Annotated in this window: 16 protein-coding genes; 8 read left to right on the top strand and 8 right to left on the bottom strand. The window is 65.3% G+C overall.

What is annotated here, in order from left to right:
• Nucleotides 1-9 precede the first annotated feature (9 nt).
• The 4 genes from M2361_RS12595 to M2361_RS12610 are packed head-to-tail and all read left to right on the top strand — an operon-like array spanning nt 10 to nt 3,458.
• The gene (locus M2361_RS12595) at nt 10-891 is read left to right on the top strand and encodes a branched-chain amino acid ABC transporter permease (RefSeq protein ID WP_259249391.1); all 882 of its coding nucleotides are present in this window, start codon (nt 10-12) and stop codon (nt 889-891) included.
• A 2-nt stretch (nt 892-893) separates the two neighbouring features.
• Complete coding sequence (locus M2361_RS12600) at nt 894-1,979, top strand: branched-chain amino acid ABC transporter permease (protein ID WP_259249392.1); 1,086 nt, start codon at nt 894-896, stop codon at nt 1,977-1,979.
• On the top strand, nt 1,972-2,760 hold the full coding sequence (locus M2361_RS12605) for an ABC transporter ATP-binding protein (protein WP_259249393.1): 789 nt from the start codon (nt 1,972-1,974) through the stop codon (nt 2,758-2,760). The genes M2361_RS12600 and M2361_RS12605 overlap by 8 nt, the downstream gene beginning before the upstream one ends.
• On the top strand, nt 2,748-3,458 hold the full coding sequence (locus M2361_RS12610; RefSeq protein ID WP_259249394.1) for an ABC transporter ATP-binding protein: 711 nt from the start codon (nt 2,748-2,750) through the stop codon (nt 3,456-3,458). The genes M2361_RS12605 and M2361_RS12610 overlap by 13 nt, the downstream gene beginning before the upstream one ends.
• Before the next feature lie 113 nt (nt 3,459-3,571).
• Here M2361_RS12610 and M2361_RS12615 read toward each other — a convergent pair whose 3' ends face one another.
• Nucleotides 3,572-5,131, bottom strand: coding sequence for an acetolactate synthase large subunit (locus tag M2361_RS12615; RefSeq protein ID WP_259249395.1), 1,560 nt, complete (start codon nt 5,129-5,131; stop codon nt 3,572-3,574).
• A 190-nt stretch (nt 5,132-5,321) separates the two neighbouring features.
• Nucleotides 5,322-6,344 (bottom strand): amino acid ABC transporter substrate-binding protein, encoded by a 1,023-nt coding sequence (locus tag M2361_RS12620; RefSeq protein ID WP_259249396.1) that lies wholly within the window; start codon nt 6,342-6,344, stop codon nt 5,322-5,324.
• Nucleotides 6,345-6,642: 298 nt separating this feature from the next.
• Here M2361_RS12620 and M2361_RS12625 point away from each other — a divergent pair, with 298 nt between their 5' ends.
• From M2361_RS12625 to M2361_RS12640, 4 genes are read left to right on the top strand one after another with little or no spacing between them, the layout of a single operon-like run.
• Complete coding sequence (locus M2361_RS12625) at nt 6,643-7,641, top strand: tripartite tricarboxylate transporter substrate binding protein (protein ID WP_259249397.1); 999 nt, start codon at nt 6,643-6,645, stop codon at nt 7,639-7,641.
• Between the two features lie 55 nt (nt 7,642-7,696).
• Nucleotides 7,697-8,377 (top strand): 3-oxoacid CoA-transferase subunit A, encoded by a 681-nt coding sequence (locus tag M2361_RS12630; protein WP_127185482.1) that lies wholly within the window; start codon nt 7,697-7,699, stop codon nt 8,375-8,377.
• Between the two features lie 9 nt (nt 8,378-8,386).
• Complete coding sequence (locus M2361_RS12635) at nt 8,387-9,028, top strand: 3-oxoacid CoA-transferase subunit B (protein ID WP_259249399.1); 642 nt, start codon at nt 8,387-8,389, stop codon at nt 9,026-9,028.
• The gene (locus M2361_RS12640) at nt 9,028-9,855 is read left to right on the top strand and encodes an IclR family transcriptional regulator C-terminal domain-containing protein (protein WP_259249400.1); all 828 of its coding nucleotides are present in this window, start codon (nt 9,028-9,030) and stop codon (nt 9,853-9,855) included. The genes M2361_RS12635 and M2361_RS12640 overlap by 1 nt, the downstream gene beginning before the upstream one ends.
• Before the next feature lie 224 nt (nt 9,856-10,079).
• On the opposite strand, the gene M2361_RS12645 is transcribed toward M2361_RS12640, so the two are convergent.
• From M2361_RS12645 to M2361_RS12670, 6 genes are all read right to left on the bottom strand, one after another.
• A complete protein-coding gene (locus tag M2361_RS12645; protein WP_259249403.1) occupies nt 10,080-11,135 on the bottom strand; it encodes an L-threonylcarbamoyladenylate synthase in 1,056 nt (351 codons plus the stop codon).
• A 6-nt stretch (nt 11,136-11,141) separates the two neighbouring features.
• A complete protein-coding gene (locus tag M2361_RS12650) occupies nt 11,142-12,332 on the bottom strand; it encodes a 5-(carboxyamino)imidazole ribonucleotide synthase (RefSeq protein ID WP_259249404.1) in 1,191 nt (396 codons plus the stop codon).
• Nucleotides 12,329-12,859 carry a 5-(carboxyamino)imidazole ribonucleotide mutase gene (gene purE, locus M2361_RS12655; RefSeq protein ID WP_167400993.1) on the bottom strand — a complete coding sequence of 177 codons (531 nt, stop codon included), beginning with the start codon at nt 12,857-12,859 and terminating at the stop codon, nt 12,329-12,331. The genes M2361_RS12650 and purE overlap by 4 nt, the downstream gene beginning before the upstream one ends.
• 105 nt (nt 12,860-12,964) lie before the next feature.
• The gene (locus M2361_RS12660; RefSeq protein ID WP_259249408.1) at nt 12,965-13,537 is read right to left on the bottom strand and encodes a disulfide bond formation protein B; all 573 of its coding nucleotides are present in this window, start codon (nt 13,535-13,537) and stop codon (nt 12,965-12,967) included.
• 10 nt (nt 13,538-13,547) lie between these two features.
• A complete protein-coding gene (locus M2361_RS12665; RefSeq protein WP_167400992.1) occupies nt 13,548-13,706 on the bottom strand; it encodes a DUF5993 family protein in 159 nt (52 codons plus the stop codon).
• Nucleotides 13,707-13,892: 186 nt separating this feature from the next.
• Nucleotides 13,893-14,774 (bottom strand): phosphoribosylaminoimidazolesuccinocarboxamide synthase, encoded by an 882-nt coding sequence (locus M2361_RS12670; RefSeq protein ID WP_259249412.1) that lies wholly within the window; start codon nt 14,772-14,774, stop codon nt 13,893-13,895.
• Between the last annotated feature and the right edge of the window lie 22 nt (nt 14,775-14,796).

Consider the following 14,796-nt stretch of genomic DNA (forward strand, 5'->3'; position numbering starts at 1 on the left):
GGACGCCCCATGGACATCAGCATCCTGCTTATTCAAAGCCTGAACGCATTCCAGTACGGCTTGCTGCTGTTCCTGGTGGCCAGCGGACTCACGCTGATCTTCGGCATCATGGGCATCATCAACCTGGCCCATGGCAGCTTCTACATGATCGGCGCCTACATGGCGTTTGCGCTGGGGCCGCTGGTTGACCGCTGGCTGGGTGGCGGCTTCATCGCCACCCTGGCCGTGTGCGTGCTGCTGGCCGGGGTGCTGGGCTATGTGCTGGAAGCGGCGTTCTTCAGTTACCTGTACCACCGCAACCACTTGCAGCAGGTGCTGATGACCTATGGGCTGATTTTGGTCTTTGAGGAACTGCGCAGCATCCTGGTGGGCAACGACGTGCACGGCGTGCCGCTGCCCGCGTGGCTGCAAGGCAGTATCTCGCTGGGCGGCGTGATGACGTATCCGGTGTATCGGCTGTTCATCTCGGCTGTAGGCATTGCGGTGGCGCTGCTGCTGTATTGGGTTATTTCGCGTACCCGGCTGGGCATGATGCTGCGCGCCGGCGCCAGCAACCGCGAAATGACGGCATCCCTGGGCATCGACGTCAACAAGCTGTACCGGCTGGTGTTCGCGGCCGGCGTGGCCTTGGCCGCGCTGGCCGGCACCATTGCCGCGCCCGTGTCGTCGGTGTATCCCGGCATGGGCAACGGGGTGCTGATCATCTGCTTCGTGGTGGTGGTGATAGGCGGCATCGGCTCGATACGCGGCGCGTTCCTGGCCGCGATGTTGGTGGGCTTTGTGGAAACCTTCGGCCAGGTGCTGTTCCCGTCCGCCGCGGGCGTGCTGGTGTACCTGCTGATGGCCTTCATTCTTCTATGCAAGCCCGAAGGGCTGTTCAAACAGGGCTAGCCATGCAGAGATTTCTTCCCCTTGCAACGTTGCTGGCACTGGCCGCGTTTGCCTACAGTGGCAGCGACTACTACACCGGCCTGGCCATCAAGGTGATGATCTACGCCATCTTCGCGCTAAGCCTGCAACTGCTGGTGGGCGGCGTGGGGCTGGTCAGCCTGGGGCATGCCGCCTTCTTCGGCATTGGCGCGTATGCGGCGGCGCTGCTGTCGCCCGAGTCCCAGGCGGGCAACCTGTGGTGGTTATTGCCCGCGGCCATGTTGGCGGCGGCGGCCTATGCGTTGGTGACCGGCGCGCTGGCGCTGCGCACGCGCGGCGTGTACTTCATCATGGTGACGCTGGCCTTTGCGCAGATGGCCTATTACGTTTTCCACGACACCGACTTCGGCGGCGGCAGCGATGGCATCTACCTGTACTTCCGTCCTGAACTGTCGGTAGCGGGCTGGATGCCGTTCGACCTGAGCAACGCCACCACCTTCTACTTCTTCGTGCTGGCCTGCCTGGCGCTGACCTGGGGCTTTCTGGCGCTGCTGCGGCGGTCGCCCTTTGGCGCGGCACTGGCCGGCATCCGCATCAACGAACAACGCATGCGCGCGGCCGGCTATTCCACGTATCCGTACAAGCTGACCGCCTACGTGGTGGGCGCCACGCTGGCCAGCCTGGCGGGCTTTCTGTTCGCGCTGAAAGACGGCTTTGTCACTCCGGAACTGCTGGCTTGGGAACAATCGGGCCTGGTGTTGTTGATGGTGATCCTGGGCGGCATGGCCAGCCTGGGCGGCGCGGTGATCGGCACGGTGGCGCTGGTGCTGATGCAAGAGTTGTTCCAGTCGCAGGCGCTGTTTGGCGACTACGCACGCCATTGGCACCTGCCGCTGGGCATTGCCATCATTGCGTTGGTGGCGCTGCTGCCCAATGGCATTGCGGGCCTGCCCGCGCAATGGCGCCAGCGTCGCGAGGCACGCGCCGCCAACGCGCATGCGGCCTCCGGCGCCGGCACACAGGCCCTGGCCCCTTCCGCCTCCCCTTCCCCTTCCGCCTCCATGCGCTCCGCTGCCCGTCTGCCCATCCAGGAAGAACGCCATGTCTGATTGCCTGCTTGCCGCCACCGGCGTCACACGCCGCTTTGGCGGGCTGACTGCCGTCAACGACGTATCGTTAGCACTGGCGCGTGGCCAGGTGCATGCCGTCATCGGCACCAACGGCGCGGGCAAGTCCACGCTGATCAACATCCTGTCGGGCGAACTGGCGCCCAGCAGCGGCCAGGTGATGCTGGGCGGACGCGACATCACCCCCTGGCGCCAGCCGCAACGGGCGCGTGCCGGACTGGGCCGCAGCTACCAGCGTTCGACGCTGTTTCCCGAACTGAGCGTGTTCGAGAACTGTCGCTTGACGGCGCAGGCGGCGCGCCAGCGCTTCTGGCATTGGTGGCGTCCGGCATCTGACTGCCGGCGCAGCGCGGAACTGGCGCATCACGCGCTGGAACGCACGGGGCTGGCGGACGACGCCGCGCGCCCCGCCGGCCTGCTGCCACACGGCCGCAAGCGCCAGCTTGAAATCGCCATGTGCCTGGCAGGCGAACCCCAGGTACTGCTGCTGGATGAACCCTTGGCCGGCATGGGACCGGAAGAAACGGACCGCATTCTGGACCTGCTGCAAAGCTTGAAGGCAGGCCACGCGATTTTGCTCGTGGAGCACGACATGGACGCGGTGTTCCGCATTGCCGAAACCATCACCGTGATGGTCAACGGCACCGCCATCGCCAGCGGCCCGCCCGCCGACATTCGCGCCAACGCGGACGTGCGCACGGCTTACCTGGGCGAAGACACCCGCCCCGGCCACACCCAAGGAGACCCCGCATGCACACCTTGATCGAAGCGGGCGGCCTGCATGTGTACTACGGCGCCAGCCATGTGCTGCGCGGCGTGGACATGCACATCGCCCCGGGTGAATCCGTGGGGCTGGTGGGACGCAACGGCATGGGCAAGACCACGCTGATCCGCAGCCTGATGGGCCAAGTGAAAAGCACGCGCGGCCAGGTGCGCGTGGCTGGTCGCGATTGCACCCGCGCGCCGGCCCATGCCATTGCGCGCATGGGCGTCGCGTACGTGCCTGAAGGGCGCGGCATTTTCCCCAATCTGAACGTGCGTGAAAACCTGCAAGTGGCGGCGCGGCCCAGCGTAGGTGGCAAGCGCGCCTGGACCTATACGCGCGTGCTGGACACCTTTCCTCGGCTGCGCGAACGGCTGGGCCATGGAGGGCAGCAGTTGTCGGGTGGCGAACAGCAGATGCTGGCCATTGGCCGCGCGCTGATGACCAACCCCGACCTGCTGATTCTGGATGAAGCCACCGAAGGGCTGGCCCCGCTGATCGTGGCCGAGATCTGGCGCATCATCCGCGAGATTCGCGCGACGGGGATGTCTACGTTGATCGTGGACCGCAACTATCGCGCGGTGCTTGAACACACCGACCGCTGCCTGGTGATGGAAAAAGGGCTGATCGTGGAAGACGGCGATAGCGCGTCGCTGGCCCGGCAACCGGAACAACTGACGCGCTATCTGGGCGTGTAGAGGTAGGCAACTCAGGCATGCCGACCGGATATGCCGACCGGAATGCGGCCTGGGGTTCGACCTTTGCGTGCAGCCCCGGGGACGTCCCAGGAGTGCCGCCCGGCTATGCCGCCTTAGATGATGGCTTCGATCAGGAATGGCCCACGGCGCTTCAGGCCGTCGGCCAGCGCGCGCGCAAAGCCTTCCACCGTATCCACGCTGACCGCCTCCACGCCCATGCCGCGCGCCAGGTGCGTCCAATCCAGATAGGGCTCTTCCAGGTCCAGCATGCGGCGGGCGTTGCGGCCCGGTTCCTTCACGCCCACGTTTTTCATTTCGCCATGCAGCGTGGCGTAAGAGCGATTGGCCAGGATGACCGTAAGGCAATCCAGGTTTTCACGCGCCTGCGTCCACAGCGCTTGCAAGGTGTACATGCCGCTGCCGTCGGCTTGCAGCGTGATGACCTTGCGGTCCGGGCAGGCCACGGCAGCGCCGGTTGCCAGCGGCAGGCCGATGCCGATGGCGCCCCCGGTCAGCATCAGCCAATCGTGCGGGGCGCTACTGGCGCTGTAGATGGGAAATTCGCGGCCCTGCGTGATGGACTCGTCGCACACAATGGCCTGCTCGGGCAAGGTGTGGGCGACAAGAATGTTCACGGCGGCGCCGGTCAGCTTGCCGGAGGACGGCACTTCATAGGCTGCGGCCGGGGTGGCCAGGCGCGGTGCGTCGGCGGCAATGCCAAGCTCATCGGCCAGCCATTCCAGCGCGTGGGCAAGATCTTGTTCGGCGGACGCCAGCACCACCTGGTTGCTGTCGGGCGGCGCCAGCAGGCTGGGCTTGCCGGGGTAGGCAAAGAACCCCACCGGCGCCTTGGCGCCCGCCAGCACCAGGTGCTTCACGTCTTTCAGCTTGGCCACGGCCAGGTCGATCGGATACGGCAGCCGGTCAACCGGCGTGCGCGCGCCGCCGCGCTCGATGCGGCGGTTGGAGGTTTCGGACATCAGGCGCACGCCGGTGGCGCGGGCGATACGGCCAGCGGCGTTCAAGGCGCGTTCACGCAGCGCCGCGCCGCCCAGCATCAGCACGGTGACTTCGCCCGAGCGGATGGCGGCGGCCGCCGCGCGCACGGCTTCGGCGGAGGTCTGGGCCAAGGGCAAGTCCTTCACTTGCACCGGCGCGGGCGCGCTGTCGGGCAGGTCTGTCCAGGCGGTGTCGGCGGGCAGGATCAGGGTGGCGATGTTGCCGGGCGCCTGACGCGCCACGCCAATGGCCTCGGCGGCATCCGCCGACACGGCGGCGGCCGTCATCGTGCGCTTGACCCAATGCGACATGGGACGCGCCACGCCTTCCACGTCGCTGGTCAGCGGCGCGTCGTATTGCACGTGATAGGTGGCGTGGTCGCCCACGATATTGACCATGGGCGTCCGCGCGCGCTTGGCGTTATGCAGATTGGCCAGGCCATTGCCCAGGCCGGGGCCCAGGTGCAGCAAGGTGGCGGCCGGCTTGTCGGCCATGCGCGCGTAACCGTCGGCCGCGCCCGTCACCACGCCTTCGAACAGGCCCAGCACGCAGCGCATCTTGGGTTTGCGATCCAAGGCCGCGACAAAGTGCATTTCGGATGTGCCGGGGTTGGCAAAACACACGTCCACATCGTTGGCCAGCAAGGTATCGCAGAGACTGTCAGCGCCGTTCATGATTTTCCCTAGTCGTTTTCAATGGCGATGCGGGCGCATGCGCGCCCGCCTGATATGCATGATAGGGAGCGTATCAAAATCGCGATAGACCCATTTCAGCTTGTGGGCATGGAACCATTCTTGGCTCATTCCGCCTGCCGGAATAAAAAGGGCCTGCGTGAAGCAGGCCCGTGTATTCAGCCCAGTTGCATCACCGGATCGGCCACGGATACATGGCGCCGCCGTTGCTCCACAGCGCATTGGTGCCCCGTTGCAGGCCCAGCTTGCTGTCCTTGCCGACGTTGCGCTCGAACACTTCGCTGTAGTTGCCCACGGCCTTGATGGCGTTGTAGGCCCATTTTTCATCCAGGCCCATGTTCTTGCCCGCCCCCGGCGTCACGCCCAGGATGCGCAAGACGTTCGGGTTCTTGCTCTTCAACATCTCATCCACGTTCTTCTGCGTGACGCCGTATTCCTCGGCTTCCTGCAGCGCGAACAAGGTCCAGCGCACGATGCCCAGCCAGTTCTCGTCGCCCTGGCGCACCATGGGGCCCAGCGGTTCTTTCGAAAAGCGTTCGGGCAGGATTTCGTAGTCGTCCGGGTTGGCCACCTGCGTGGCGCGCACGGCGGCCAGTTGCGAGGAGTCGTCGGTGAAGGCGTCGCAGCGGCCGGATTCAAAGGCGCGCACCACTTCCGTCACCTTGTCGATCACCACGGGCTTGAATTCGATGCCGTTCGCGCGGAACCAGTCGGCCAGGTTCAATTCGGTGGTGGTGCCCGGCTGCACGCAGATGGTGGCGCCGTTGAGTTCCTTGGCGCTTTTCACGCCCAGCTTCTTGCTGACCAGGATGCCTTGGCCGTCAAAGAAGCTGGGGGCCACGGCAGACAGCCCCAGGGACGTGTCGCGCGTCTGGGTCAGGGTAACGGTGCGCAGCAATACGTCCACTTCGCCCGACTGCAGCGCGGTAAAGCGTTGCTGGGTGGACAGCGCCGTGCCCTTGAATTTGGTCGGGTCACCGAACACGGCCGCCGCCACCGCGCGGCAGATGTCCACGTCCATGCCTTCCCATTCGCCCTTGCTGTTGGTGGCCGAGAACCCGGAGACGCCGTCGGTCAGGCCGCACTGCACAAATCCCTTTTTCTTCACCGCATCCAGGGTGGGGCCGGCAAGCGCCGCCTGGGACGCGCACGCCAGGGCCAAAGCGCCGGCTGCAAACCACGTTGACCGCTTCATTGTGCTTCTCCTGAGGGTGAAATTCGAGCCAGATTACGCCATGTCCACCCCGTGAACAACGCGGCTTTCCCTAGTGCAAACCCCAGGAATGACGAGTCAGATAGATTTGGCTATTTGTCCGGTGATCGAACTTAATCAGACCCTTACACCCCAATCGGCGCGCCCCCGCATGCCATACTTTTTTTGCGTCGATGTCCGATACGCGGCATCACCGCAAACCCTTAAAAACGCCGAGCGCGCCACTAGAAAAACCCGGGCGCGCATCGATATTCGGTCGATTCATGGAGGAGACAAATCCATGGCTACAGTTTGCAAATCGCAGCCCCGCCGCCTTGCCCTGAAAACCCTGTTGTGCTCGGCCCTGGCCACCATCGGCCTGGCCGCCGGCCCGTCCCAGGCCGCGGATGACTGGCCCACCAAACCCATCAAGATCATCGTGCCGTACACCCCCGGCGGCTCCACGGACATCGTCACCCGCATCGTGGTGGAAAAGCTGGCGCCGCGCCTGGGCCAGACGATCATTGTCGAGAACAAGCCGGGCGCCAACAGCAGCGTGGGCTCGGCCATTGCCGCCAAGGCGGACCCGGACGGCTACACCTTCCTGGCCATGCTGCCGGCCTACCTGGTCAACTTCCATCTGTACAAGCTGAACTTCAAGCCCACGGACCTGGTGCCCGTCGTGCAAATGGCCGACCTGCCTTTGTTCCTGTTCGTGGCCGAAGACCTGCCGGTCAACACCGTGGCGGAATTGGTCGATTACGGGCGCAAGCATCCCGACAAGCTCACCTATGCGTCCAGCGGCACGGGTTCCAATGCGCACCTGACCGGCGCGCGGTTTGCATCGAAGAACCAGATTGCGATGACGCACGTGGCCTACAAGGGCAGCGCGCCGATTCTGACGGACCTGCTGGGAGGGCGCGTGTCGATGGTGTTCGACCCGATTCTGGTGCCGATGCAGTACGTGAAGCAGAACCGGCTGAAGGCGCTGGCCTTCACCGGCAAAGCGCGCTGGCCCGACGAACCAAGCATTCCCACCATGGGCGAAGCGGGCCAGCCGGGCTTTGAAACGGGTTCGTGGGCGGGGCTGCTGGCGCCGGCCAACACGCCCCAGCCCATCATCGACCGCATGGCGCGCGAGGTCGCGGAAGTGGTGAAAGACCCCGAGGTGCGGCGTAAATTCATCGACGTCGGCTTCATGCCGGTGGGGGGCACGACGGCGCAGTTCGCCGAATTCATGCGGCAAGAGTCCGCCCACTACGCCGACGTCGTCAAGCAAGTCGGCATCACCGCGAACTGAACGAAGCCGGGGCGCGGCGGCAACGCCGTGGCCCCTGCTGATCGGAACCCACACCATGATCAACAAGTTCATCGACACGCCCGAGGCCGCGGTCTCGGACATTCACGACGGCGCCACGATACTGATCAGCGGTTTCGGCGGTGCCGGCATGCCCACCGAACTGATCCATGCACTGATCGACCAGGGCGCGCGCGAGCTCACCGTGGTCAGCAACAACGCGGGCAACCACGAAACGGGCCTGGCCGCGTTGATCAAGGCCGGCCGCGTGCGCAAAGTGATCTGCTCGTTTCCCAAGGCGTCCCACTCCTGGGTCTTCGACGACCTGTACCGGCGCGGCGGCATTGAACTGGAATGCGTACCGCAGGGCACCATCGCCGAGCGGCTGCGCGCGGCGGGCGCGGGGCTGGGCGGATTCTTCACGCCCACCGCCTACGGCACCGAACTGGCCCAAGGCAAGGAAACGCGCATGATCAACGGACGCGGCCATGTGTTCGAGACGCCGCTGCATGGCGACTTTGCGCTGGTCAAGGCCGACCAGGGCGACCGCTGGGGCAACCTGACTTATCACAAGAGCGCGCGCAACTTCGGGCCGATCATGTGCATGGCGGCCAAGACCACCATCGTGCAGGTGCGCGCCAAGGCCGAACTGGGCGAATTGCCGCCCGAAGCCATCGTGACGCCGGGCATCTTCGTCAAGCGCGTCACCGAGGTGGCCAACGCCGCCTTTTCCAGTTGAAGGACAGCCATGTATCAACCCCTGACCCGCGAGGCCATGGCGCGCCGCCTGGCCCTGGACATTCCCGACGGCAGCTACGTCAATCTGGGCATCGGCATGCCGGTGCTGGTGGCCGCGCACCTGCCGGACGACCGCGAGATTGTGCTGCATAGCGAAAACGGCATCCTGGGCATGGGCCCGCCGCCCGCTGACGACGCCATCAACCTGGATTTGATCAACGCCGGCAAGCAGCCCGTGACCTTGCTTGCGGGCGGCGCGTATTTTCACCACGCCGATTCCTTCGCGATGATGCGTGGCGGCCACCTGGACATCTGCGTCATGGGCGGCATGCAGGTCGCGGCCAATGGGGATCTGGCCAACTGGTCGCTGGCCAAGCCGGGCGAAGCGCCCGCCGTGGGCGGCGCGATGGACCTGGCAGTAGGTGCGCGCAGCGTGTTCATCATGATGGAGCACAACAGCAAGAACGGCGATCCGAAGATCGTCGAACGCTGCACTTATCCTCTGACGGGCGCGGGCGTGGTGGACCGCATCTATACCGATCTGGCGGTCATCGATGTCACGCCGGATGGCCTGGTGGTTCGGGATATGATCCACGGCATGACGCTGACCGAACTGCAAGGACGCACCGGCGCGCCGCTGCGCGCGGGCTGATGCTGCCTAATCTGCCCCCGCCCGGCTACGCCGCGCCGTTGGCCGCTGACGACCATCCCGACCAGTTCCGGGGCGACCCGGACTACATGCTGACCCTGGCGCGCGGCCTGCACGTGATCCGCGCGTTCGGCACGCGGCGCCATCCGCAAACGGCGGCGGAACTGAGCCGTCGCGCAGGCCTGCCGCGCGCGGTGGTGCAGCGATGTCTGCACACGCTGGTGCTGCTGGGCATTGCTGAGCAGCATGGCAGGTTGTATGTGCTGACGCCGCGCATCCTGGGCCTGGGCTATGCGTATTTTTCGTCGACGCCGTTTGTGTCGCTGGCCCAACCCGTGCTGGAAGAACTGAGCGCCACGGTCAACGAGACCTGCGCGTTGGCCATCATGGAAGGCCACGAAATGTTGTACCTGGCGCGTTCCGAAGTGAATCGCCTGCTGGCAACCTCAATGGGCCTGGGCAGCCGCCTGCCGGCTTACTGCACGTCGATCGGGCGCGTGTTGCTGGCCGAATTGCCCGAGCCCGCCCTGGCCCGCTATTTCGCCGCGACCGACTTGCAGCCCTATACGGAATTCACGCTGAACACCGAAGCGAAATTGCGCGCGGAATTGGCGCGTATCCGCGAGCAAGGCTACGCGGTGGTCGATCAGGAATTGGAATTGAACGTGCGCGCGATTTCAGTCGCCGTCCGTTCCGCCAGCGGCAAAGCCTGCGGCGCGGTGAACGTCAGCGTCAAGGCAGCACGCGTGCCGCTGACGCGCCTGACGGAAGAGTTCTTGCCCCCGTTACGGCAGGCTGTGGAAAGAATCGGGGAATTTTTGGTGGCGTGAAGAAGTGGGCGGCACCGTCCGATGGGTTACGCGCGTTACGCACCGTGCCCCATCTGACCGCCATGCCGCGCTTCACCCATCCTACAAGTCCGGGCCGTAGGATGGGTGCAGCGCGAGAAAACCAGCATAAGAAATCCAGCAAAGTTCGCGCGAAACCCATCAAGCCACCGCCCAAGAGTCCCGCAAACCCCATCAAGCAACCTAGCCCAACCCCTTCAAGCAACCTAGCCCAACCCCGTCATATCCAGCGAAAACGCGGCAGCCGCGCGACCAATCCGGTCATTAACTGCATGCCATTCATCGCTAGCAGGCGGCGCCTGCACGATGATCCGCGAATAACCCTGTTTATCCAGATCGCGCAGCAAGCCATACAAGGCCTGCGCATAGCGCGCCGGGTCCGCCGGAACAGGCTGCCATTGCAAACGCTCATCCAACGCTTCAGGCCTGGCCCCATACGCCACTACCACCACCGTGCCTGACGGCAGATTCCGTCCTTGCACCACCTCTTGCAGCCGCTCATCCGATGCCAGCTCCAACGGCGTGCGCGGCGCATAGTGCGCCTTCAACGTACCCGACGCCCTAGGCGCGGCGGCGTCCGGTGCGAACACCTGCACGCCCAGCACCGCTTCAATCTGCGCCGCACTGATATGACCCGGACGCAGCAGCACGGGACCCGCACCGCGATCCAGGCGCGACAGGTCAAGAATGGTCGACTCGATACCCACTTCCGACGCCCCGCCTTCCAGCACCGGCATGCCCGCCGCGACTTCCTCGGGAAATTCGCTGCGCACATGCTCGGCGCGCGTGGGCGACACCTGGCCGAACTTGTTGGCCGACGGCGCGGCCACGCCGCCCTGCCCGTTCGGCTTGCCCGCCGCGAACGCCGCCAGCAGCGCCTGCGCCACCGGGTGCGATGGGCAGCGGATGCCGATGCTGTCCTGGCCGCCGCTAACCGTATCAACGATATGCGGCGCGCGCTTCAGGATCAGTGTCAGCGGCCCCGGCCAAAACGCATCGATCAGCAGGCGCGCCTCGGGCGGCACGTCCGCCGCCCAATACGACACATCACCACCGGGCGCGATGTGCACGATGACGGGATGATTCGACGGGCGGCCCTTGGCCGCATAGATCTTCGCCACTGCTTGCGGGTTTTCCGCGTCCGCGCCCAGGCCGTAGACGGTCTCGGTGGGAAAGGCGGCGAGCTCGCCGTCCAGCAGGCGCTGCGCGGCGTGGGCGATGTCCGCGTCGCGCGCGGAATCGAGCGTAGGCAAGGAAGGCATCGCGGTTTACTCGGGGGCTTGCATGCCCAGCGCGGCGGCCACACGGGCGGCGTCGCTACGGGCTTCATCCAGCGTGGGCGCCACGATGGTGATGTGGCCCATCTTGCGGGCTCGCCGCGCGTCATGCTTGCCGTACAAGTGCAGCTTGGCGGTGGGCACCGCCAGCGCGGCGGCCCAGTCAGGTTCGCGCTGGGTCGTGGCCGTGGCCGATTCGTACCAGATGTCGCCCAGGATGTTCAGCATGACGGCAGGCGCCAGCAGCGCCGTGCTGCCCAAGGGCAAGCCGGCCATCGCGCGCGCCTGCTGTTCGAACTGGCTGGTGACGCAGGCGTTCATCGTGTAGTGGCCGCTGTTGTGCGGGCGCGGCGCGATCTCGTTGACGATGAGGCTGCCGTCCTTCAAGACAAAGAACTCCACGCACAGCACGCCGTGATAGCCCAGGCCTTGCGCAATGGACTGCGCCGCCTCGGTGGCGCGGGCCTGCCGTTCGGCATGGGCCGCGTCCGACTGCACGGGCGCCGCCGTCGACACCGCCAGGATGCCGTCGCGATGCACGTTGCGCGCCACCGGGAACACCACGCTGGCGCCATCGAAACCGCGCGCCAGCACCACCGAGATTTCATAATCCAGCGGCATCAACGCTTCCAGCACGCAGGCCACACCGCCGAATTCAGCGAAAGCAGCAAGCGCTTCGTCGCGCGTGCTGATGCGGGCCTGACCCTTGCCGTCATAGCCCAGGCGGGCCACTTTCAGAATGCCGGGGAACAAGGCGTCTGGCGCGGCGCGCAGGTCCGCTTCGCTGCGGATGGCGGCGTGCGGCGCAACGGGAATGCCTTGCGCGGCGATGAAGGTTTTTTCGGCGATACGGTCCTGCACGATGGCCACGGCGTCGGCGGCGGGGCTGACGCGGCAGCGCGTGGCCAGCGTGCGCAGGCTGTCGGCCGGCACGTTTTCAAATTCGGTGGTGACGGCCTGACAGGTTTGGGCCAGGCGGGCCAGTCCGGCTTCGTCGTCGTAGGCCGCCTGGATGTGCAGGTCGGCCACCATGCCGGCGGGGCATTCGTCGGCCGGGTCCAGCACGGCAACCTTGTAGCCCAGGCTTTGCGCCGCGTGGCAGAACATGCGGCCCAATTGGCCGCCGCCCAGCAAGCCCAGCCAGCCGCCGGGGGCAATCATGAAGGAAGTGGATTTGCTCATACGATCGATGCCTCGGGCGGAACCTTCATGTCGCGCGCGGCTTGCGTCTGGCGTGCGCGGAAAGCCACCAGCTTCTGATGCAAGCCCGCGTCGGTGCCGGCCAGCGTGGCAATCACGTGCAGCGCCGCGTTGGCCGCGCCGGCTTCGCCGATGGCAAACGTGGCCACCGGCACGCCCTTGGGCATCTGCACAATGGACAGCAGCGAATCTTCGCCGCGCAGGTACTTGGACGGCACCGGCACGCCAAACACCGGCACTTCGGTCAGCGCCGCCATCATGCCCGGCAGGTGGGCCGCGCCACCGGCGCCGGCGATGATGCCGCGCAGGCCGCGGCCATGCGCCGCCGCGCCGTACTCGGCCATGTCCTGCGGCATGCGATGCGCGGAAATCACGCGCGCCTCGTAAGCCACGCCGAAATCCTCCAGCATGGTCACCGCGTGCTTCATGACCTCCCAATCGCTGGAAGATCCCATAATCACGCCCACCACGGGGGTGGCCTCTGCCGCTGCGGAAGTCTTGGCTGTCATAACCGGTGTCAAAGAGGTAAGACCGCGGAAACCTGCCCGCGGAATGTCAAAGGACCGCGGACGCAATCCGCGAAACCCGGTATTTTACCCGGCGCGCGGTCGAAGCTAGCGCGCGGCCGGTGACGACAGCCACAGATAGCTGTCGGGATTGTCCGGGCAAGGCCCGAAACCGCATTCCAGCGTGGTGCCGCCCACGTTGGCCAGCGTCATGATGAAAAACAGGGCCATGACGATAATGCCCAGCACCGACACCGGCTTTTTCAGCATGCTGTCGCCCCATTTGCGGTCGGCCGTCTGCATCAGGATGCAGAAAACGATGATGGCGCTAAAGGCGATGAAGGCCCAGGTGTAGAAGTGCATGCCCAGGAACGGCGAGCCATAACCGGGGTCACCCGGCGCCATGTGCAGCAGCACTTGCCGGCCCGACGCCAGCATGCCGCCCAGCGACGCCGCGATACTCATCGCGTAGTGCATGGGCGATGGCCCCAAGCGCATGTTCAGCAGGAACCCCACCCCGGCAAGTATCAGCGCCACGCGCTGCAACAGGCATAGCGGGCACGGCAGTTCGTCATAAATGAACTGCCAGGCGAAGGCCATGCCCAGGATGCCGGTGATGCCCAGCAGCGCCAGGCCGTTCAACACTCGCGAGCCGCGCGCCGGATTGCGGGAAAAGATCATCGCCCGGCCTTTACAGCGACAACGCCAGGGGCGTGTTCATGTGGTGCACGCACCAGGCGGCAAAGATCGCCAGCGTCAGCATCCAGAAAGTCACGCAGGGGCGGCGCTTGCCAAGCACCCCGAACCACACGGCGACCAATCCGGTCAGAAAGGGCAACATCATGATCATGCGGAAGGCTCCTGTCGGCGGCGTCCTGCTAAGCAGCCGACGAGTATAACGTAACAATCCGACATATTTGTTATCGAAAGCCCTGATGCGCGCGGCGCCGGCTTATGCCTTGGAGGCATAAAAAAACCCGCTCACTGTGCATGAGCGGGTTGTTTTGACCACGAAGGCCTGATGCCGTAAGGCGGATCAGGCGATCAGGCGATCCAGCGCTTCGCGGTACTTGGCGGCCGTCTTCACCAGTACGTCTTGCGGCAGGCGCGGGGCGGGCGGGGTCTTGTCCCAGGTTTGGGTTTCGAGCCAGTCGCGCACGAACTGCTTGTCGAACGACGGGGGGCTGATGCCCACGCGGTAGCCGTCGGCGGGCCAGAAACGCGAGGAATCGGGCGTCAGCACTTCGTCCATCAAGTGCAGCGTGCCGTTGTCGTCCAGGCCGAATTCGAACTTGGTGTCGGCAATGATGATGCCCTTGGTGGCGGCGAACTTGGCCGCTTCCGTGTACAGCTTGAGCGTGACGTCGCGGATGCGCTCGGCCATTTCCTGGCCAACTTCCTTGACCACGTGCGCAAAGTCCACGTTTTCGTCGTGCATGCCGAATTCGGCCTTGGCGGCGGGCGTGAAGATGGGTTCGGGCAACTGGCTGGCCTGTTGCAGGCCGGCGGGCAGTTGGATGCCGCAGACGGCGCCGGTGGCCTGGTAGTCCTTCCAGCCGGAACCGATCAGGTAGCCACGGGCAACCGCTTCCACCAGGATCGGCTTCAAGCGCTTGACCACAACGGCGCGGCCGCGCACCTGGTCGACTTCGTCCGGGGCCACCACGTCTTCGGGCTGCACGCCCGTGGAGTGGTTCGGCAGGATGTGGGCCAGCTTCTGCAACCAGAATTCGGTCAGCTCGGTCAGCACCTGCCCCTTGCCGGGGATGGGGTCGTCAAGGATCACGTCGAAAGCGGAGATACGATCCGACGCGACGATCAGCAACTTGTCGTCGCCCACCGCGTACATATCGCGCACCTTACCGCGGCCCAGCAGCGGCAAGGACTTGATGCTGGATTGATGCAAAGCAGAAGTCACGGGAATGGCCTATGGCAAAAAT

It is taken from the genome of Achromobacter sp. JUb104 (assembly GCF_024806975.1).
GTDB lineage: Bacteria > Pseudomonadota > Gammaproteobacteria > Burkholderiales > Burkholderiaceae_B > Achromobacter > Achromobacter spanius.